The 18010-nt window shown below is 44.0% G+C and carries 20 protein-coding genes and 2 pseudogenes; 5 read left to right on the top strand and 17 right to left on the bottom strand.

Features of this window, described 5'->3' with window-relative positions; translation table 11 throughout:
- The 11 genes from QU661_RS01385 to QU661_RS01350 form a co-directional block, all read right to left on the bottom strand.
- Nucleotides 1–849, bottom strand: a complete 849-nt coding sequence (locus QU661_RS01385; RefSeq protein WP_304989988.1) for an ATP-binding cassette domain-containing protein — start codon at nucleotides 847–849, stop codon at nucleotides 1–3.
- The gene (locus tag QU661_RS01380; RefSeq protein WP_304989987.1) at nucleotides 842–2410 is read right to left on the bottom strand and encodes a sensor histidine kinase; all 1569 of its coding nucleotides are present in this window, start codon (nucleotides 2408–2410) and stop codon (nucleotides 842–844) included. Before QU661_RS01380 ends, QU661_RS01385 begins: the two co-directional genes overlap by 8 nt.
- Nucleotides 2394–3074, bottom strand: coding sequence for a response regulator transcription factor (locus tag QU661_RS01375; protein ID WP_304989986.1), 681 nt, complete (start codon nucleotides 3072–3074; stop codon nucleotides 2394–2396). Before QU661_RS01375 ends, QU661_RS01380 begins: the two co-directional genes overlap by 17 nt.
- Nucleotides 3075–3288: 214 nt before the next feature.
- A complete protein-coding gene (locus QU661_RS01370) occupies nucleotides 3289–4227 on the bottom strand; it encodes a TIGR03943 family putative permease subunit (protein WP_304989985.1) in 939 nt (312 codons plus the stop codon).
- A complete protein-coding gene (locus tag QU661_RS08305) occupies nucleotides 4224–4421 on the bottom strand; it encodes a GTP-binding protein (RefSeq protein WP_330692458.1) in 198 nt (65 codons plus the stop codon). Before QU661_RS08305 ends, QU661_RS01370 begins: the two co-directional genes overlap by 4 nt.
- A 15-nt stretch (nucleotides 4422–4436) precedes the next feature.
- Complete coding sequence (locus QU661_RS01365) at nucleotides 4437–5327, bottom strand: GTP-binding protein (RefSeq protein WP_330692457.1); 891 nt, start codon at nucleotides 5325–5327, stop codon at nucleotides 4437–4439.
- Nucleotides 5328–5548: 221 nt separating this feature from the next.
- Entirely contained in the window at nucleotides 5549–5662 is a 114-nt protein-coding gene (locus QU661_RS08375; RefSeq protein ID WP_416388973.1) for a transposon-encoded TnpW family protein, read from the bottom strand.
- 98 nt (nucleotides 5663–5760) lie between these two features.
- On the bottom strand, nucleotides 5761–5898 hold the full coding sequence (locus tag QU661_RS08370) for an IS3 family transposase (RefSeq protein ID WP_416388972.1): 138 nt from the start codon (nucleotides 5896–5898) through the stop codon (nucleotides 5761–5763).
- A gap of 9 nt (nucleotides 5899–5907) precedes the next feature.
- Nucleotides 5908–6522, bottom strand: coding sequence for an IS3 family transposase (locus tag QU661_RS01360; protein WP_304989984.1), 615 nt, complete (start codon nucleotides 6520–6522; stop codon nucleotides 5908–5910).
- Nucleotides 6482–6775 (bottom strand): transposase, encoded by a 294-nt coding sequence (locus tag QU661_RS01355; RefSeq protein WP_304989983.1) that lies wholly within the window; start codon nucleotides 6773–6775, stop codon nucleotides 6482–6484. The genes QU661_RS01360 and QU661_RS01355 overlap by 41 nt, the downstream gene beginning before the upstream one ends.
- A 105-nt stretch (nucleotides 6776–6880) precedes the next feature.
- A complete protein-coding gene (locus QU661_RS01350; protein WP_304989982.1) occupies nucleotides 6881–7270 on the bottom strand; it encodes a nuclear transport factor 2 family protein in 390 nt (129 codons plus the stop codon).
- A gap of 147 nt (nucleotides 7271–7417) precedes the next feature.
- Between QU661_RS01350 and QU661_RS01345 the strand changes: the two genes are divergently transcribed.
- Nucleotides 7418–7762 (top strand): winged helix-turn-helix transcriptional regulator, encoded by a 345-nt coding sequence (locus tag QU661_RS01345; protein WP_304989981.1) that lies wholly within the window; start codon nucleotides 7418–7420, stop codon nucleotides 7760–7762.
- A gap of 22 nt (nucleotides 7763–7784) precedes the next feature.
- On the opposite strand, the pseudogene QU661_RS01340 reads toward QU661_RS01345, so the two are convergent.
- From QU661_RS01340 to QU661_RS01330, 3 genes and pseudogenes are all read right to left on the bottom strand, one after another.
- Nucleotides 7785–8505, bottom strand: a pseudogene (locus QU661_RS01340) (DUF4368 domain-containing protein); the annotation flags it as partial.
- A 170-nt stretch (nucleotides 8506–8675) separates the two neighbouring features.
- Entirely contained in the window at nucleotides 8676–8825 is a 150-nt protein-coding gene (locus tag QU661_RS01335; RefSeq protein ID WP_304989980.1) for a hypothetical protein, read from the bottom strand.
- Between the two features lie 36 nt (nucleotides 8826–8861).
- Nucleotides 8862–9032, bottom strand: coding sequence for a helix-turn-helix domain-containing protein (locus QU661_RS01330; protein WP_304989979.1), 171 nt, complete (start codon nucleotides 9030–9032; stop codon nucleotides 8862–8864).
- Nucleotides 9033–9131: 99 nt separating this feature from the next.
- On the opposite strand from QU661_RS01330, the gene QU661_RS01325 reads away from it, so the two are divergent.
- Complete coding sequence (locus tag QU661_RS01325; RefSeq protein ID WP_304989978.1) at nucleotides 9132–9611, top strand: helix-turn-helix domain-containing protein; 480 nt, start codon at nucleotides 9132–9134, stop codon at nucleotides 9609–9611.
- A gap of 112 nt (nucleotides 9612–9723) precedes the next feature.
- Here QU661_RS01325 and tnpA read toward each other — a convergent pair.
- The 3 genes and pseudogenes from tnpA to QU661_RS01310 form a co-directional block, all read right to left on the bottom strand.
- Nucleotides 9724–10188: pseudogene (gene tnpA, locus QU661_RS01320) on the bottom strand (IS200/IS605 family transposase).
- 191 nt (nucleotides 10189–10379) lie between these two features.
- Complete coding sequence (locus QU661_RS01315; RefSeq protein ID WP_304989977.1) at nucleotides 10380–12656, bottom strand: S8 family peptidase; 2277 nt, start codon at nucleotides 12654–12656, stop codon at nucleotides 10380–10382.
- 2 nt (nucleotides 12657–12658) lie between these two features.
- Entirely contained in the window at nucleotides 12659–13822 is a 1164-nt protein-coding gene (locus QU661_RS01310; protein ID WP_304989976.1) for an AAA family ATPase, read from the bottom strand.
- Between the two features lie 288 nt (nucleotides 13823–14110).
- Between QU661_RS01310 and QU661_RS01305 the strand changes: the two genes are divergently transcribed.
- From QU661_RS01305 to QU661_RS01295, 3 genes are read left to right on the top strand one after another with little or no spacing between them, the layout of a single operon-like run.
- Nucleotides 14111–14335: a helix-turn-helix domain-containing protein gene (locus QU661_RS01305; RefSeq protein WP_304989975.1), complete on the top strand. Its 225-nt coding sequence runs from the start codon at nucleotides 14111–14113 to the stop codon at nucleotides 14333–14335.
- A 23-nt stretch (nucleotides 14336–14358) separates the two neighbouring features.
- Nucleotides 14359–17244: an ATP-dependent helicase gene (locus QU661_RS01300; protein ID WP_304989974.1), complete on the top strand. Its 2886-nt coding sequence runs from the start codon at nucleotides 14359–14361 to the stop codon at nucleotides 17242–17244.
- Nucleotides 17245–17246: 2 nt separating this feature from the next.
- Nucleotides 17247–18008 carry a hypothetical protein gene (locus QU661_RS01295; RefSeq protein WP_304989973.1) on the top strand — a complete coding sequence of 254 codons (762 nt, stop codon included), beginning with the start codon at nucleotides 17247–17249 and terminating at the stop codon, nucleotides 18006–18008.
- Nucleotides 18009–18010: the final 2 nt, after the last annotated feature.

Genomic DNA, 18010 nt, shown 5'->3' with positions numbered 1-18010 from the left:
TTATCTCTCCGCATTAATAGTCATCATTTCGATATCGTTATTGCTTCGCCTGTAATTAATGTGGTTTCTGATGAGCTTTTCAGCAATCTCAACCTCTTCATCCGAATTGTCACATGAGAGTGCAATAAATCCTTCAGTAGCCTTTATCTGCTTGTGCGCCTTAGATATCTCACGAGCTTTTTCCGTATTCTCAAATATCACCACGGCATTTCCGCAGTACTTTCTAAAAAGCTCTTCCTTTGACCCGTAGTCCACAGCTCTACCGTCCTTGAGATACAGTATCTTAGTCGCCAGGTTATCGAGCTCAGTATAGTAATGCGACGTTATGAGCAGTGTCGTGTGCTTCTCCTCGTACCAAGTCACGAGTTTATCCATTAGCCTCTGACGCGTCTCGAAGTCTAGTCCAGACGTAACTTCATCGAACATGACTATTTTGCTGTCCTTACACATCACGAGTATGAGTGTGAGCCTCTGCTTCTGTCCCCCAGATAACTGCTTCCACCTCTTATCGAGGCACCCTTCGAATTCAAAAAACTTAATCATTTCCATGAGTTTCTGGTTATCCTTAATTTTGCAGCCCATCACCATCTCGATGATGTTCCTAATCGCAACTGTGTCTACATATGAATTGTACTGCATGTGAACTGAAATCTCATTTGACGGAGCTCCTAGCGTTATGTTTCCCTTATGAGGAACTAGTCCTATAATGCTCTTGAGGAGCGTCGTCTTGCCAGCGCCATTACTGCCTATGATTCCAACTCTCTCGCCGTCCGCAATCTCAATAACTCGTCCGAGATCTACGGCTACCTTGTCCTTAAAACTCACCTTTACATTGTCGAGCCTAATCATCTCTACCTCTTTTCTCCAACACAAACTGAACGCCATCCTGCAGGTTCTCACCACGCAGTTCAAGACCTAGTTTTCCGGCAAAATATTTTGCTATATAGAGCCCTAATCCGTGCCCTTTCTTCTGGCCTGCTTCATCTCCTTGAGCCCCAGTGACAAACGGTTCAAAGATGTCATCAATTACTTTCTCATCTATGTGACCTGGACGACTGAAGACTATAATGCTCGATTCCGTAGCATCGACCGTAACACTTCCGTTTTCACTCGTGTGGTCTACGCCGTTTGCAATTAGATTTTCCAGAATTTTCTTGAGCATCATCGCGTCGCTATGCCAATATAATGTCTCTTCAATCTCTGGAGCATTAAGAGTTATCCCCTTAGATTCAGCCCCGATGCGGTTCTTTTCTAGCGTTTCCTTGCACAAGACCAAGATATCGATTTTCTCAATTTCAAGGCTTTCGGTAGCATTGTTGAGGTTCGATGTTTCCTCAATTATGCTCATCATCTCGCGAAGCTGCGCTTTTACCTCTGGTAAATACATGTCTCTATCCCCGAACTTTCCGACCTTACCAATCATTCCGTCCACGAGGAGCATCGATGCCGCTATAGGAGTTTTTAGCTGATGCGATGTCGCACGCATATACACTTCTTTGCGTTTGTTCTCTTCTTCGAGACTTTGAACTGCATATGCCTGCTTATTATAGAGTAGATTGAGCGCAGCAGTCAAATCAGATATCTCATCATTGCCTACAACTTCAAGTGGTTCTAGGTTTACATCTGATGAGCTCATGCGTCTCTCTGCATCCATAGATAGCTTCTTAATTGGAGACACTATCTTACGCGAATATATCGCAGATACTCCAAAAGCTAGGACGATCATCAGCAGTATTAGCATCGGAGTCGAGCCATATAGAACTGGCAGGATTTCACTCGCTGACGGAGTCATCGTGTTACTACTCAAGATAAGTATGTCATCTCCATGCTTTGCTATTCCGACAAAGTATGTGTAGCTAGTTCCTGAGTAACGATTTTCAACGGAAAACTCACAGATTAGAACACCTCCGTTATAGTAATGGAATTTTTTATTCTTTACCTTGAACTGGGATAGACTGCTATCACCTTTAAGATTTATCTTAAAACTGCTACTCATCTCAGCCGAATTCTCTTCTGCAAATGCCTTAATTGCATGCTTTAGATTCTTAAATGCCTCATTCTTGCTGGTTTTAGTGCTCATATCGAGTGACCTAAACTGCTCTATGATATCTTTAGATGTGGGACTAACCGCTTCAATTGATCCATTGAAGCTGGATCCCGTTATCTTAATGGTGTAACCTGATCCAGGAACGATGACACCTAGCATGTTGGCATCGCCAGTCTTAAATTTTTTCAATGATTCATGCTTCTTGAAGTACTTCATTGCTGAATTTGCATTCTCTAGATTCTGATTCTCCTTGTAATTCATGTACATGGAAGGCATCAGAAAAACCATGTAAGAAAAGACCACGATTCCTATAATCAGCGAGATAATGACGCTGTATAAAAATGTCTTACTTCTTAATTTCATCTTCTTTTCTCCATCTATAGCCAACTCCTATGACTGTTTCTATGTAGTCATGCGGTAGCTTCTTTCTAAGATTCTTGATGTGTGCATCGATTATCCTATCGTTTGCCACGTACTCCTCATCGAATATCATATTGATAAGCTGATCCCTGCTAAACACTCTTCCAGTACTGTCCCTCAAAGTCTTCATGAGCACAAATTCGCTGACGGTCAGTTTGAGATTCTTCTTGTTATAGTATGCCCGAAGTTCATCTTCATCGACTACAAATCCATTATCCATCTCTGAATCTGCTCTCTTACCAGTTCTTCTAAGAACCGCTTCAATTCTCTTGATGAGAATTATTGGAGAAGCTGGTTTTGTAATGTAATCATCTGCGAGGTAGTTAAAAGCCTCGAGCTGTGTATTGATATCGTCGTAAGCCGTAAGCATAATCGTACCGGTATCTTCGCTACGCTTATTTTTTATAATTTGAAGTACTTCAAGACCTGTCACTCCAGGCACTCTGATATCGAGAACTGCTAGATCAAACTCCTTACCCTCTTCAACTATCTTTATCGCCTCGTCGCCGCGTTCACACGGAATAACTTCGTGACCTGCGACCATCATGTACTCAGAGAGAACTTCACGAATCATATCTTCATCTTCTAGGAAAAGTATCGTTGCCATCGTGCGCGCACCCTTTCTATCTTCTGACACTACCTTACTATCACAGTGTGAATCTAGTATGAATTTGCTTTGCATGTTACCTTTTACATAAAATTCTTTACACTAATTATTGTAGTTTATTCTTCTTGTAAAATATAGACAGATAAAAACCTCTTCTGACAGAACCACTGACAAAAGAGGTTTATAAACTTGTTTTTATTTATCTAATAGCTATTTAAAATGTCGCAACCTCAGGGTTACAAGGCTCACACGCCTCTACCGACTTGCAGTAAAGAACCGGCCCCTTCTCTCCGTATGCATCGACATACTCGACTCTGACCTTTGCTTTGACCTGAACCCACGCTCCGTTCTTAAAGTCGTCGATTCTATCATAGATGCCCATCAGAGCTGCAAACTGCATATCTTCCACACAGCATGTCATGAGGTGCCTACCGAGCCCGAATTCTCCATGCTTCATATCGCCACCCTTTACGACTCTGCCCTTTAGGATCAATGTCTTGTTATTGTATTCATCCTGATTTTCGTTTATATCGCGATACCAATCAGCGTACATATCGTCGGCGATTTCAATTGTGCTAGCCTTCTTATCGAAAGGTAGTTCGTCCACGATGTCATCTACCTCTATGTCATGTGGGCCGAATTCATAGACAATCTGCGAGCGCCTGTTAGCTACACGTACTTCCTTGTGAAACGGCATCTTATCTGCGCCTTTCTGGAATCTATTGAATACAACAAGCTCTGCGTTCTGCATCTTGTTGAAGCAGAGCTGCCTCATATTCTTATTGTACAGATCGAACATGGTCGCATCGAAAAAGGTCATCTCCTGCGCGATTATCCAGTTACGAGGCATGTTCTCAAACAGAGTCTGCGTCATCCACATGCCATTATACTCGACTAGAACTCTATCAAATACATACTTTGATGCGATGCCGTTGAGCTTCGCCTCAGTGAGATCTGTCTCCTTCTCGATTTTCTCGATGTACACTTTGTCAGTAAATTTGCTTTCGTCATAAGGAACTTCACCTGACTCACAAACCAGAAGTAGCGTGCTTGCACCCTCTCCGAATTCTGGTGTTTCGAGTGTATCCTGGATGAAAGTAGACTTGCCAGAGCCTAGAAATCCTGTAAATAGATAGACTGGTTTCTCTCTCATATTCCGAACAGCTCCTTAATCTTATCCTTCTTGAGACCGACTCCGATTACGCAGATTACGCCTGTGGTCTCTGCCTCTTCAGCAGTTCTAACTTCAGGCTCACCTGGTATGTAGTCGAACTCGTACCATTCGCCTTCTGTACCTGCTACGAAACCCTTCGCTCTGAGCACCTGTCCGCACTGCTCGGGATCCATGAGGCCTGCTAGAGCTTACTCGAGCTGGCCGCGGCCGAAGCGATGTGCGGTCTCCACGCCCATTTCGTCAAATACTTCGTCAGCGTGGTGGCCGTGTCCGTGATGGTGATGATGGTGGCCGTGACCGCAGCACTCATGTTCTTCGTCATCGTGGTGATGGTGGTCGTGGTCATGGTCGTGGTGGTGGCCGTGACCACAGCACTCATGCTCTTCGTCATCGTGGTGGTCGTGGTCGTGATGGTGCTCCGCCTCATGCTCCGCTTGCTCTCTATATGCCTCTTCTCTCAGGTGATCAAGTTCAGCAGAAAGAGTCTTCTTCTGCTCCATAATCTCTAAAATCTTGGAACCGTCAATCTCATTCCAATCCGTCGTAACTATGGACGCTTCCTTGTTATGCTCACGAAGTAATGTGATGCACTTATCGATATCCTCCTGAGACATTCCAGCTGTATGGCTTAGAATGATTGAGCTTGCATGCTCCACCTGGTTTTCGTAAAACTCTCCGAAGTTACTCATGTACATCTCAGCTTTAGTAGCATCAACGACTGTCGTAAATCCATTTAGCTCAATCTTATCGTTCTTCAGATCCTGAACCGCGATTATTACATCCGACAGCTTACCAACTCCAGATGGCTCGATGAGAATCCTCTCTGGGTTATACTTCTCGATAACCTCATTAAGAGCCTTTCCGAAATCTCCTACGAGAGTGCAGCAGATGCAGCCAGCATTCATCTGGTTAATCTCAATTCCTGTATTCTGCAGGAATCCCTTATCTACACCAATCTCTCCAAATTCATTCTCGATGAGAACTATTTTGTCCGTGCCATACGCTTCCTCAATAAGCTTCCTAATCAGCGTGGTCTTACCAGCGCCAAGGAATCCTGAGAAAATATCCACTTTAGTCATATATCTCAATCCTTTCTATATATAAATAATTGATTTGCTTGCTCCTTAGTATGAGTTAACTAACTATATTATGAAATTATATCATACTAAGCCTCATATTTTTGACACTGGTGTGTTAATTTGCGAAATAAATAAGCCACGTGCATAGTCAATTACCGACTGTACTCATGGCTATTTTAGGGAAGATTTGTCAAGGAAATAAACAAAAATTTTTGATAAATTTATATCTTCTCTGTTTCTCTCTTAATTAAATTTAGTATTTTATCCTTGTATGTTTCCACTGTACCTTGCTTGAAATGTAGGTTTACAGTATATTTTGTTTTTCCAATATCCATTACTAACTGTTTATGTTGTGATTTTTTTATGGGTAATCAAAGTTTTTTAGGGTTGGAGATGTCAAGAAAAGTACAGTCTCTAAACACCTAAAATTGATTTAAGCCGCCAGGGCTTCGTCGAGCACCATCCTTCTATATTCTGCCGGAGGAAGCCCGCTCGGATTAGACGTATATATTCGATCCGTATTGTAGTAGGTGAATACATATTTGAAGATCCATGACTTTGCTTCTAACATCTTCATTCTTTATGTCGGGATACGATACAGGAGTTCCTTCTTCAAAGTAGTGAATAAGCTCTCCATTCTGGCATTGTCATAACAGTGATTAACGCCGCTCAGACTTTGTTGTATGTTATTTGCTGCCAGTATAGCTCTGAAACCGTCGCTTGTATATTGGCTGCCTCTGTCTGAATGCAGGGTCGCCCTACTGATTGGGTATCTAATCCGTGCAGCTTTAAGAGTATCGATACATAATTCTTTCTTCATGTTATCACGCATGATGAGCGATAGAAATCTCCCCATTAAAGCAGTCGATGATGGTGAAATGTACAGTTTCCCATCGATGCATTGGATCTGAGATATATCTGTAAGTAGCTTGGTATATGGCTTATCTGCGGAGAAGTCCTGCCGGATCAGGTTTTCCTTCTCCTGAATCTCGGTTGTAGCTTTTGTCAGACCCTTAGGTTTGCGCTTTCGTTCATGGATTAGTCCCATTTTGAGCATGATCCGTCTGAGCTTGTGCATGCCGACCTTTTTCCCTCTTAGCGCAAGAGCCATCTGCATACGTGGAACTCCATAGTTGTTATTGAATACAGACTCATCAATGATGGTCTGTATAGCTGCCGAAAAAACCGATGTCATCCTTGAGTATCTCATTGGCTCGTTTGGTTTCACGCAGTTCGGCTTCAAGCTCCTGTATCCGACGATCTTTCTCGTCTACAGATTTACGTTTGTAAACACTGCCTACAAAATATGAAGCACCTTGATGCTTTCGGATATATCGCCAATCAGCAAGTGTGTAATATGGAATGCCAAGCTGCTCTGCAGCCTTTCTGACACCGATCTCGTCTGAAAGTTCGAGGGCTTCCTGCTTAAATGAATTGTCGTATTGCATAGTCTCACCAATCCTTTCATTGATATACTACCATGAGAATTTGGTGGATTTACAGACTCTACTTAAATGTTACAACTCCAGATATTTGCTAAAGATAAATTCAATTTATTCCCAAAATTTATCTTCTACTGTTTGATATTGTGCAAAAGTCCATACTTCTTGTATTTTTCCATCTTCTATTTTGAACAAATCAATTCCTGGATCATTTAATTTTTCATTACCTTTTTCTGCTAATGAAACAACACTTGCAGCAACAAAACAATCATTACTTGCAGCCCACTCTGTCATTACTCTGAATGTTCCATTACTTCTTTTCGCAAATTCTCCTAAACGTTCTCCAAGTGCTTGTTTTCCTTTAATTATTCCTGATAGAGAACTTTCTCCACCCATATGCCATACAATCGTATCTGCCATTGTTTCAAAAGCTGCTTCAAAATCTCCTCTTGATAATGCTTCTGTGTAAGTATTAAATACTTTCATAACTTCATTTTTCATACCTGTTTATCTCCTTTTTTTAATATTGGATATTTACTTTTGATTTCCTGTTTATATTATACTTTTTTAAGTCTTGATTTTACAAGTACGAATATTTATAATACATAGTATCTATTATGTTACTTTAATTATTTTCGGAGGTTTGATATGTCTAATATTTATGATAAATGTCCCTATGTTACTACTCAAAGAGTTTTACAAGGGAAATGGGCAATTGTAATACTATATCATCTTAGTACAGGCACTAAGAGATTTAATGAACTTGAAAAATTGATGCCTGAAACTACAAGGACTGTTTTAACAAGACAACTTCGTCAGCTTGAAGCAGATAGGCTCGTTAATCGAAAAGTTTTTGCAGAAGTTCCCCCTCATGTTGAATATTCTTTGAGTAAAATCGGAACTAAATTTCAAAAAGTATTAGATGAAATAGAAGTTTTTGGTTTGGACTATATTGCAGAATTGAAATCTCTTGAAAACCCTAAAAATGAATGAATAAAGTAATCTCTTTTTAAAGTTATTCCTTTTTCTCTGGAACTTGACAGTTGCCTATGAAGTTAAAATACACATCAACCTTTTGTTTTTTGTCTTTGCCTTTTCTTCCTCCTGTGGCTTCATGGACTACAATTTTTTCTATATACTCATTTATCATTGGTACTGTCAATTCCTCAATGTCTGTATATTTCTCTATCATCTTTAGGAATTTTTCGGTATTAACTTTTCTCTGATGGTAGCGTTCTATCTCATCTTCAAAATATTGTATTTGCTTTTCTAAGTCTTGTTGCTCCGTATCCCTCTATTACAAGCCTGTAAATGCGTTTTACGACCTTTGAACTCTCTTTATCGACAAGTAACTCCTGTTTGTTCTTAGGGTTTCTATAATAGTCGTATGGAACGCTTGGTGATACTCTTTTACCTTCTTCCATTCTTGCTCTGAAGATAGATTGTATTTTTCTTGAGGTATCCCTTGCATACCATTCGTTCATAATGTTTAGAAATGGGGTAAAGTCGCTTTCTGATTGTTTTTCGCTGTCTATTCCGTTATTGATGGCGATAAACCTTACTCCCTTTTCTTTGAAAAGTATTTCGGTGTAAAAACCTACTTTGAGGTAGTCTCTGCCAAACCTACTCATATCTTTTACTATCACAGTAGATACTTTGTTTTCTTCTACTGCTTTTATCATTTTCTGAAATCCTTGTCTATCAAAGGTTGTTCCGTTTACTCCATCATCGTAGTAAACTGTGATTTTCAAAGTTCATAGCTCCTTTCAGATTCGTGTTGAAATCTGCAAGGAGCCGTGAAATCTGCTTATAGAAACGAAAAGACGGCAGAACGATACCTTTGAATCAGGTATCCGTACTGTCTCTGGCGCTCTCACGGATTTCTATTTGATTTTTGTATTACGGCTTACTTCACATACTCGTGAGTAATCTTGAGCGTTCTATCTGCATTGGCAGCGATGCGGATAATGCAGTCTTTCTTACGAATGATGATGACTTTGCTGTCCTTGCTCTTATCACAGACACGCTTGTCATCAAGGTTCTTGATCTGTTCCATAATATGTACCTCCATTTTGGAAACTATAAGTTCTACTCAATCCCAAAAAAACAGGTCGTTAATGTCAGCATCAGGGAATGCCTTGATAAGACCACCGATACACTTCTTGCCGCCGACACGCTTTCCACGCAAAAGACGGCTCACTTCCATGCGAGAAACATCCATCTTCATGGCAAGCTGACTGCCTGTCCATTTATGGCGTTCCATCTCTCTTTACATATTCTATATTTGGTTTCATATTTTGCTCCTTTCCAAAACCTAAAGGTTCCACCGTGTTCAAAATATATACCGCTCACAGGCGGCAGGTTGATTCAGAACTTTAAGGTTCCGTTTTCTGTATTATACACCTTTAGGTTACAGGCTACAAGTGATTTTTCAAAAAATGTTGCTTTTAGGTTACACTTATGGTACAATGATAGAGGTTCAAGCGAGGAGGACTGTGTTATGAATGAACTTGGAACTTATATCAAAGAAAAAAGAACAGAAAAAGGGCTGTCGATAAGGCGGCTGGCAGAGCTTGCCGATATCAGTCATACCGAAGTAAAGCGAATAGAGGATGGACTTAGAAAGCAGACATCTCCGCAGGTGCTCCGCTCCATTGCATCCGCCCTCGGTGTTCCCTATGAGGATTTGATGACGGCTGCCGGATATATTGACGAACCTGCCACGGAGACAGAAAGCGGAACTGTCGCAGCCGGCATCAAGGATACGGAGGACCTAAGTCAGGAAGAGATAGACCAGGTCAACCAGTATATAGCATTTCTAAAAAGCCAGCGAAAAGACTAAAAACCATCCACGCGTCGAACGCATGGTTGTTAAGTAGGCGGGCAAAGCCCTCTGATCCTCGCGGATGCGTCGAACGCGTAAACGCAATCTGTCAGTTACGTTTTGCCTTAACCTACTTTTTCTTTTTCCTGAATGCTCCAGCTTCGCTCATGGTTAGCTGGTCTCCCATTTTATCTTCTTCCAGTTGTTTTGATATATACTCGGATATTCTTGCTTCATTTTTACCCACTGTATCTACATAATATCCTTTGCACCAAAATTCTCGGTTTCTGTATTTATACTTTAATTCCCCAAACTATTCATACAGCATTGTACTGCTCTTCCCTTTTAGATATCCCATGAATTTTGATACTGAATATTTGGGTGGTATAGATAATAGCATATGAATATGATCCGGACACGCTTCCGCATTCAGAACTTCTACACCTTTCCACTCACATAGTTTTCTAAGTATTTTTCCAACTTCGTGCTTCTTTTGTCTATAAAACACCATTCTTCGATATTTGGGTGCGAAAACTATGTGATATTTGCAGTTCCACTTTGAATGCGCTAAACTATTTATGTCATTCACTCCCATGTGAATGCACCTCCTTCTGTTCCTTTGTTTGCAGCTGACAGACCGCATTCAAAGTGTAGCAGAAGGCTTTTTCATTTTCAATTTCTGCTCATAGGCAAAGCCTTTACGGAACCACGCGTCCAACGCGTGGTTTTACTTATACAAGAAGAGCGAGGCGAATCTTAATGAAGAGATGACACCTCGCTCTCTTCTTATGTACGGACAGGAAGACGAACAAGTTGAACTGCCGGAAAGCGGTTCTGTGCTTCATTTACAACTGCGTCATATAGCTGCAACGATTCGGTTAAATCCTCTATCGTTATGGCGAGAGCGTAGTCGATTTCCTGGTCATCCTCCACATCATAACGGGTATGAAGTTCAAGCCATACCTCCCAATCACCGCCGTGGAAACTTGAAAATTCCTGCTCGAAATGGAAACAGGTATCCCAGTCCTTACGCCCATCTGATTCAGAAGGGTTGTTTGTAACCAGCTTATCCTTGCCGTTCCGTGAGTGAAGGGATGCATTGACATATGCACCAAGGTACTCAGCACCTTTGGTTTTATCAATAGGTGGCTGTGTTACGCAGCTCACGGTCACCCGTATCTTTTTATCTCGCTTGCTCATGTCCATCTGCGCATCGCATACACTCGGCATAAGGAACTTAGCGTGTTTCTTGAATTTTTTATTCATCGTACCCCGGTGGAGGAAAGTCACACGATGAGCCGTAGAGAACATACTCACAAGCGGATTTGCTATGCCTCTGCCGTAGAGGTTTCCGTAGAAGGCGTTCTCGTCCCTTGTAATTTTCTTCCTTGTGACTTCGCTAATGGGCATCTCGGCACCGTGATACAGAAGTGCCTCAGACATAAGGATATCCTGATCCGGTACAGATTGTGATATCTCTGCAAGGTCGCCTGCAACAGTAGGTGCCGTGAAACTTGTGCCCGACTCAAACGCCCACTGACCGCCGCTTGCTATCATCATAGCATATTCATCAGGCGGCACGAAGTCAGCCTTAGTCATCGTTCCTGCAAGGGATACGATGTCTGGTTTGCGGAAACCTCTGAAGCCCGGACCTATTCGCGAATAGGGGGCCACATCATACTGTCGACTCAAGCCTTCCTTATGCTCTGCGCCGACAATTGCCCCGACAGCTATATTCAGCATGGAATCAGCCGGTGCCGCTATGCGGTTGTCATCATCATCTAAAATATCTTGGAGTGAGTTCTGGCTACGATACAGATAGTGATTGCCAGCAGAAATGGTAAACTTCACACCGTACTGGATAGCGAGGACATCCAACTCATACCCGAGGATACTTATTTCGTCACCTTGGATAGGAGTCTCCTCACTCGATGAGAAGTTGAAGATTTTAGTTATGTCCTTATAGCGCAGAACAGCCTCCCTAATTCTTGCAATCATGGTACTGTTACAGATAAGGTCGGGGCGGTCCGGCTTGTTTGAATCCAGATCAAGCCCACGGATATTGCAGTCGATTATCCTTGCCCTCGGTGTCAGAACTCCTGACGCAAGCTGCTCACCGAGATTTTCAAATGCAACCTTGCTCGCCACGTTGGTGCCGTGCTTTTTATCGCCAGGAGCCGCTCCCGTAGGCACCCAATGCTCTACAACCAACGGTTCAAGTTCAGGCGGAAAATCCACACCCGTATCAAGTACCACTACGATAGGAAGTTCATCTAACAACACATTGGGATTCAGTGTCATAGGTTTACCTGCTTGCACGGTGTACATAGGCGAGGTAGCATAGAAGCCTGTCGGTGCGACATGGCTGACAATGGTATCCCCGGATATTTCTTCAAGCTTTCCAAGCGGGATTTCAGCACGAACAATAGGTGTCCCATCAGAAAGTTTATAGGGCTGTGCTTGGATTTTGCCTTGATTCTGCTCAATGAGCACAATCAGCCTCTCTTCGGCACGAGTCTGTACCTGCGGATCGGTTCCCTTCGGAAGTAGCTGCTCTATAATTTCAACATCGAGCGGGAATGTGGCCTCGCGCTCAAGCAGTTCTTTGATTGCAGGTGCCTGTTTTCCCATTCCATCAGGGAATTGAAAGTCATCTATGTACTGAAATTTCTTGTTGCTGCGCTTGTTATCACGATATGCACCGACCCTCTGCTGTAGGGAATCAAACTTGGATTTTGACGAGGATACGATGGCATGGCGGGAGTCTTTTACCTTGGCGATGGTCATTCCTTCCTGCTCCAGGAATTCACGAAGTGTTTTGTTTGAGAATTTTTCACATTCCTGCAGGACAACTTCAAACAGACGGATATCCTCATCACGAAGAGAATCCGTCCCCTGCACACGGGTATAGGCAGACACGATTTCCTTAAGGTCTGTGGAAAGTTTCGTTCCATGTTCCATACGATCCAATCCCAGGTCTTTGCTCCGAGCCTGTTTTATATTCTCGATAGTCTCTACATCAGCCTCCGTAATCAGGAGATGTGGTCTGAAATCATCTGCCATACCTATTCATCCACCTCTTTGCCCTTGTTTAGCTTATTTATCTGATAGCTGAGAGTGTTGTGCGGCATCCCGATTGCCTTTGCAAGGGTACGGATGCTCACTCCCTTCGCTTTCAGATCAGCAGCGGCGTCCACCACGCCTGCGCCGTTAGAATTATTCGTCATCTGATGGATAAGCAGTTCTATCATATCCTCCATCGTCACCGGCTTATCTGTAGTCACATAGCGTTTAGCGGCGGAGATAACCAGTTCCTTTATCTGAGCCACGCTGCGGTCAGCGGTAAGGTCGGTCAACTTCTGTATGTCCACCTCAGTTTCTACGGTATAGTCCTTGAACCACCGCTGTATCAATTCGCTGCGCTGGTCTGCATCAGGGTAACCTATATTGATGGTGTAATTGAAGCGTCTGAAGATTGCGGGATCGAGGAGATGCTCATGGTTGGTGGCCGCAATCAAGAATACATTTGACGGCATATTATCGAAGTTCTGGAGGAGTGCCGTAACAACACGCTTCAGTTCTCCCATCTCGTGACCGTCATCACGCTTCTTGGAGATGGCATCGAACTCGTCCAGAAAAAGAACGATATTCTGATTGCCCACGCTTGAGAATATCTTTCGCAAGTTTACGCTTGTCTGCCCAAGGTAGGAGGACACAAGACCATCTATCCTCACATAAGCCATAGGGAGATTCAGTTCGTGTGCGATGGCGTATGCCGTCATCGTCTTTCCGCATCCCGGAGGTCCGCAGAGAAGCAGGCGGTTTGCGGGAGAGAGATTGTGCTTTGCCAGCTTGGTGTCATTCTGTCGTTCCTCCAAAATCTGAAGGAGGAGCTTTCGCTGGTTCTCAGGCAGCACGACATCGGAAAGCGATATATCGGAGTGTACGATGTCATACAGTTCCAAGAGGCTATCCTTGTCCCTCGGAGTAAAGGAACTGCTGCCGCCTGCCGACTGCACGGCAAAGCCGCCTCCGGCCGGCTGCCCGACATCAGGTTTCTTCATAAGTGTAATGTTCTTGCCTTTATATGCATCGAGGAGCATACTGGAAACACGGCTGTTTCCTTTCTTATCCTCGTCCTCCGCCAAAGCCTCCAATGCGTTCTTGAAGGACGCCTCGTCCCCAGAGCAGTGAGCGGCGATTATATTTGCGATCAATTCGGCTTTCATAGTCTATCGATTCCTCTTTCTCAGTCATAGTGTGGGACTGTAACCTTTAGTTTACACTATTTGGCTCAAATGTCAATAGGAAACGCAAAATTCTTTGAACACTATTGAACGCTTCCTTATTGGCAAAGTTTTGCGGTTTTGTGAATCGGAAATGATACTTTCGATCTCTCGCACTTAATTATTGATTTCAGAAATATAATGTACTATACTCGTGTGTAACTGCTGGTCTACTTGAATGAGACAGGCTTTTGGCGGAAACAAAGAGTTACAGATTTGAGGAGCATATGCATGGTTATCAGCTATAAAAAGTTATGGAAGTTACTAATCGATAAGGACATGAAGAAGCAGGACTTGAGAGAGGCGGCACAGCTCAGTTCATCCACAGTGGCAAAGCTCACGCATGGGGATAATGTCAGCACAGCGGTTCTTCTTAAGATATGCACCGCTCTTCAGTGTGACATAGCTGATGTTATGGAAGTCGTGCCGGACGAGAGTCCAGCATCTGAAGAATAACCGAAAGGATGTAAGGCACATATATGTTTGATTTTGAAAACGCAAACGCAGGACAGAGAAAGGCGATATCCGTTGCGGAAGGTCCCGTCCTCATCACGGCAGGTCCGGGAACAGGCAAGACCTATACGCTCGTTCGGCGCGCCATCTATCTGATAGAAGAATGCGGCGTAAAGCCTGAAAGCATCTTCATTGCCACTTTCACAGAAAAGGCCGCAAAGGAACTGATTACGAGAATAACGAATGAGTTATCAGATCGCGGCATCGTGGCGAATATAAACGAGATGTATATCGGCACGTTTCATTCACTCTGCCTTCGCATCTTGAAAGAAAACCTGGAGTTTACGAGACTTCGCAGGAACTACCGTCTCCTGGACGCCTTTGATCAGCAGTACATGGTGTTCCAGAACATCTATCGATTCAGGAACATTTCGGAAGTCGAGATTGCACTTCCGAATAGCGGAGCTTGGAAACAGGCCGAGGCTATCTGCAACTACGTAAATAACCTCTCTGAAGAATTGGTAACGCCAGAGGAACTGATGCCGGACTCTGACCTGTCGATTGCCGCTCTCGGACGGATACTGAAAGAATATCGAGAAATCCTCACAGAAGGCAATTTGATGGACTTCTCATCTATCCAGATTGAAGCCTACCACCTTCTGCAGGATAACGCCGAAATTCTTAATGAACTCTGTTCCAAGATCACCCATATCATGGTTGATGAGTACCAGGATACCAACTTCATCCAGGAGCAGCTTGTATTTCTGCTTGCCGGAGACCGCAAAAACATCTGCGTGGTTGGTGACGATGACCAGGGCTTGTATCGATTCAGAGGCGCGACCATCCGAAACATCCTGGAGTTTCCACAGAAATTCACGGACGGAGAATGCCGCATCATTCCGTTGGTCATCAACTACCGCTCCAACAGCGACATTGTAAACTTCTACAATGAGTGGATGGCTACCACTGACGGTGCGAAGTTCAAGTTCCGCTGGGATAACTTCAGATATGATAAGCTGATCGAACCGCACGAAAAAACCACACTCCACAGTCCCGCAGTCGTAAAACTCGCAGGCGTGGACGATGTTGATGAATGGCACGAGAAAATCCTACGGTTCATCAATGACCTCAAAGAGTCCGGCAAACTTACGGACTATAACCAGATAGCGTTTCTCTTCAACTCGGTGAAACATCCGAGAGTGACGGCTCTTGCCCGTTTCCTGGAAGAGAACCATATAAATGTTTATTCGCCACGTTCGGATATGTTCTTCCAGCGGGATGAGATACGGTTTGCGCTCGGCTGTCTCATGCTCATGTTCCCACGGTATATCCAAGGCTTGGAGAATGGCGACTATACTTTCCTGCAAGCGGAATATCTGACTTATTACCGGAACTGCATCATGACTGCAAATGAATATCTCACGCAGCCGGAGAATGCAGAGCTTTTAAAATGGATACGCCGTCGCGGAAAAGTCCATGTCGGTCTGACCGACGCAACGGACTACGCTTACTGCGGACTCATGTATCAGCTGTTTGAATTCCAGCCTTTCGCAGGAATACTTGATACGGACATAGATGTCGGTGTGGTCGATATCCGCCCTGCGCGAAACCTTGCAAAACTGACTCAGATTATCGGTAAATTTGAGTACCTACACCGTGTAGACGTCTTAGATACCGGAGAATACAAGGGCAAACGTCGTATTGACTCAAATACCGAGATGCTCTTTAATCTGTATCTTCGGTTGCTCTTTGACGGCGGCATCACGGAGTACGAAGACGATTCTGAGTACGCGCCAAGCGGCTGCGTTTCCTTCCTCACCATCCACCAGTCCAAGGGCATGGAATTCCCGATTGTCCTTGTGGATTCACTCGCCAATGTGCCTAGGAAGAACACAAACGACTTGATGATGCAGGTAGAGGATCGTTACTTCAAGCGATCTACATTCGAGCCTTATGAGGTCACGAAGTACTTTGACTTCTGGCGTCTCTACTACACAGCATTCTCCCGCGCACAGGATTTACTGATCCTGACCTGCTGTGAGGATCAGCGAACGCCCAGCAACTACTTCAAAGACATCTATGGGAAACTTCAATCTGTAGACAGCCCTGGATTTGATATACAGGCATTTGACTTCAAGCCGATAAAGGATGTGAACATCAAGAATACCTATTCGTTCACATCGCACATCACGGTTTATGAAACTTGCGCATTGCAGTACAAGTTCTACAAGGAACTGGATTTTCAGCCGGTTCGTGCAAACGCTATGCTGTTCGGTACCCTCGTCCATGAAACAATCGAGGACATACACCGTGCGGCAATCAGGCACGAGGAACAGACTATCACAGAGGAGAATGTCAGCAGATGGTTTGATTCCAACTATGTGTCGCTGACAAAAACCGAGCACACCTACCTCGCCGGTCCTCAGCGTGAGGCGGCTCTGAAACAGGTGCTGCGCTATGTGGACAGACAGCACGGCGACTGGTCGCAGATTCAACAGGCAGAAGTCGATGTCTCCCTGGTAAAGCCGGACTACATCATCGAAGGCAAGATTGACCTTATTCGCGGCGAGGGAGACACAGTTGAAATCGTGGACTTCAAAGCCGAGCGCAAGCCCGACATGGAGAAGATGCGGGTAAGGCTTGAACAATACAGACGGCAGCTTCATATCTACGCCCATCTCGTAGAGGAACGCACAGGACAGAAAGTCAGCAAGATGCACCTCTACTATACCGGCGAGGATGACGGAATGCCGACAATCTCATATCCGTATACGAAGTCCGCTGTGGAAGGAACGATGGCTGTATTCGATGATACGGTCAAGAAGATAATGAAAAAGGATTTCCACCGCTACTCCGATGACCCAAAGGTCTGCAATGCGTGTGACTTCCGATTCTACTGCAGGAGGAAATAACAATGCCGGATATATATGACCCAGAGAGAGGCTTGAAAATCGGTCTCACTGATGATGACTACGAGGATTACCAAAAAGGTAATTTATCGTATGATTTCTATGCGAGACGGACGGATGGCTCCATCGCAAATCGCGTTGATATCAGTGCTTTGGACGATGGCAATGACGAGGATGGAGAACCGTCAGGCGGGATTGATGCAGACTCCGCCGCAATAGGCGGTTTGATCGTTGCTGCTATTGCCGGAGTGGGCTACGGAATAAAAAAATTATGGGACAGACATAAGGTAAAGAAAGCCAAGGCGCAGGCAGCGGAGAAATGTAAGGCACAGGTCAACCTTCAAAATGAAGAGGCTGCACAAACGGCAATCGAACCTATGAATACCATGCTTTCAACGGGGACCGTGAACGCCGAGGATACTGACCGAAAGTCGCTAACTCAGGAAGAAGCAATACAAGAGTTAATGAAGATAATTGTCGGTATGGCAGAAATAGTTGACGGAAAGAAAAAGGTTTCAGAAGGCGTTAAAAATCTCAGCAATGCCGAGATAGTCGATAGAGAGGCTTTATTGGAAAAACTCTCTGACCCGAATGTGCTTGAGTGTTTCAATGCGTATCTGGAGAAAAATCCACAGCTTGTGATGCAGAATCAAGCAATATTTGTCAGTTTATTCAGACGTAACCTTACTGCGGATGAGCAGTACATTCCACTGGCTGTATCGGATATTGAACGGCAATTAAGAACCGAAACTATTCAGGAGGATTAATA

Source organism: Mogibacterium neglectum, assembly GCF_030644205.1.
GTDB classification, from domain to species: Bacteria; Bacillota; Clostridia; order Peptostreptococcales; family Anaerovoracaceae; genus Mogibacterium; species Mogibacterium neglectum.
Note: the sequence above shows the minus strand (reverse complement) of the source record. Positions and strands in the feature narration are given on the sequence as shown.

Coding starts and splice junctions, on each gene's coding strand:
- QU661_RS01355 (WP_304989983.1), bottom strand. CDS start 6,775: ATGCAATACGACAATTCATTTAAGCAGGAAGCCCTCGAACTTTCAGAC.
- QU661_RS01330 (WP_304989979.1), bottom strand. CDS start 9,032: ATGGAACGCCATAAATGGACAGGCAGTCAGCTTGCCATGAAGATGGAT.
- QU661_RS01360 (WP_304989984.1), bottom strand. CDS start 6,522: ATGACATCGGTTTTTTCGGCAGCTATACAGACCATCATTGATGAGTCT.
- QU661_RS08375 (WP_416388973.1), bottom strand. CDS start 5,662: ATGGATATTGGAAAAACAAAATATACTGTAAACCTACATTTCAAGCAA.
- QU661_RS01335 (WP_304989980.1), bottom strand. CDS start 8,825: ATGGAACAGATCAAGAACCTTGATGACAAGCGTGTCTGTGATAAGAGC.
- QU661_RS01315 (WP_304989977.1), bottom strand. CDS start 12,656: ATGGCAGATGATTTCAGACCACATCTCCTGATTACGGAGGCTGATGTA.
- QU661_RS01375 (WP_304989986.1), bottom strand. CDS start 3,074: ATGGCAACGATACTTTTCCTAGAAGATGAAGATATGATTCGTGAAGTT.
- QU661_RS01310 (WP_304989976.1), bottom strand. CDS start 13,822: ATGAAAGCCGAATTGATCGCAAATATAATCGCCGCTCACTGCTCTGGG.
- QU661_RS01350 (WP_304989982.1), bottom strand. CDS start 7,270: ATGAAAAATGAAGTTATGAAAGTATTTAATACTTACACAGAAGCATTA.
- QU661_RS01380 (WP_304989987.1), bottom strand. CDS start 2,410: ATGAAATTAAGAAGTAAGACATTTTTATACAGCGTCATTATCTCGCTG.
- QU661_RS01300 (WP_304989974.1), top strand. CDS start 14,359: ATGTTTGATTTTGAAAACGCAAACGCAGGACAGAGAAAGGCGATATCC.
- QU661_RS08370 (WP_416388972.1), bottom strand. CDS start 5,898: ATGTTAGAAGCAAAGTCATGGATCTTCAAATATGTATTCACCTACTAC.
- QU661_RS01345 (WP_304989981.1), top strand. CDS start 7,418: ATGTCTAATATTTATGATAAATGTCCCTATGTTACTACTCAAAGAGTT.
- QU661_RS01295 (WP_304989973.1), top strand. CDS start 17,247: ATGCCGGATATATATGACCCAGAGAGAGGCTTGAAAATCGGTCTCACT.
- QU661_RS08305 (WP_330692458.1), bottom strand. CDS start 4,421: ATGGATCCCGAGCAGTGCGGACAGGTGCTCAGAGCGAAGGGTTTCGTA.
- QU661_RS01385 (WP_304989988.1), bottom strand. CDS start 849: ATGATTAGGCTCGACAATGTAAAGGTGAGTTTTAAGGACAAGGTAGCC.
- QU661_RS01305 (WP_304989975.1), top strand. CDS start 14,111: ATGGTTATCAGCTATAAAAAGTTATGGAAGTTACTAATCGATAAGGAC.
- QU661_RS01370 (WP_304989985.1), bottom strand. CDS start 4,227: ATGAGAGAGAAACCAGTCTATCTATTTACAGGATTTCTAGGCTCTGGC.
- QU661_RS01365 (WP_330692457.1), bottom strand. CDS start 5,327: ATGACTAAAGTGGATATTTTCTCAGGATTCCTTGGCGCTGGTAAGACC.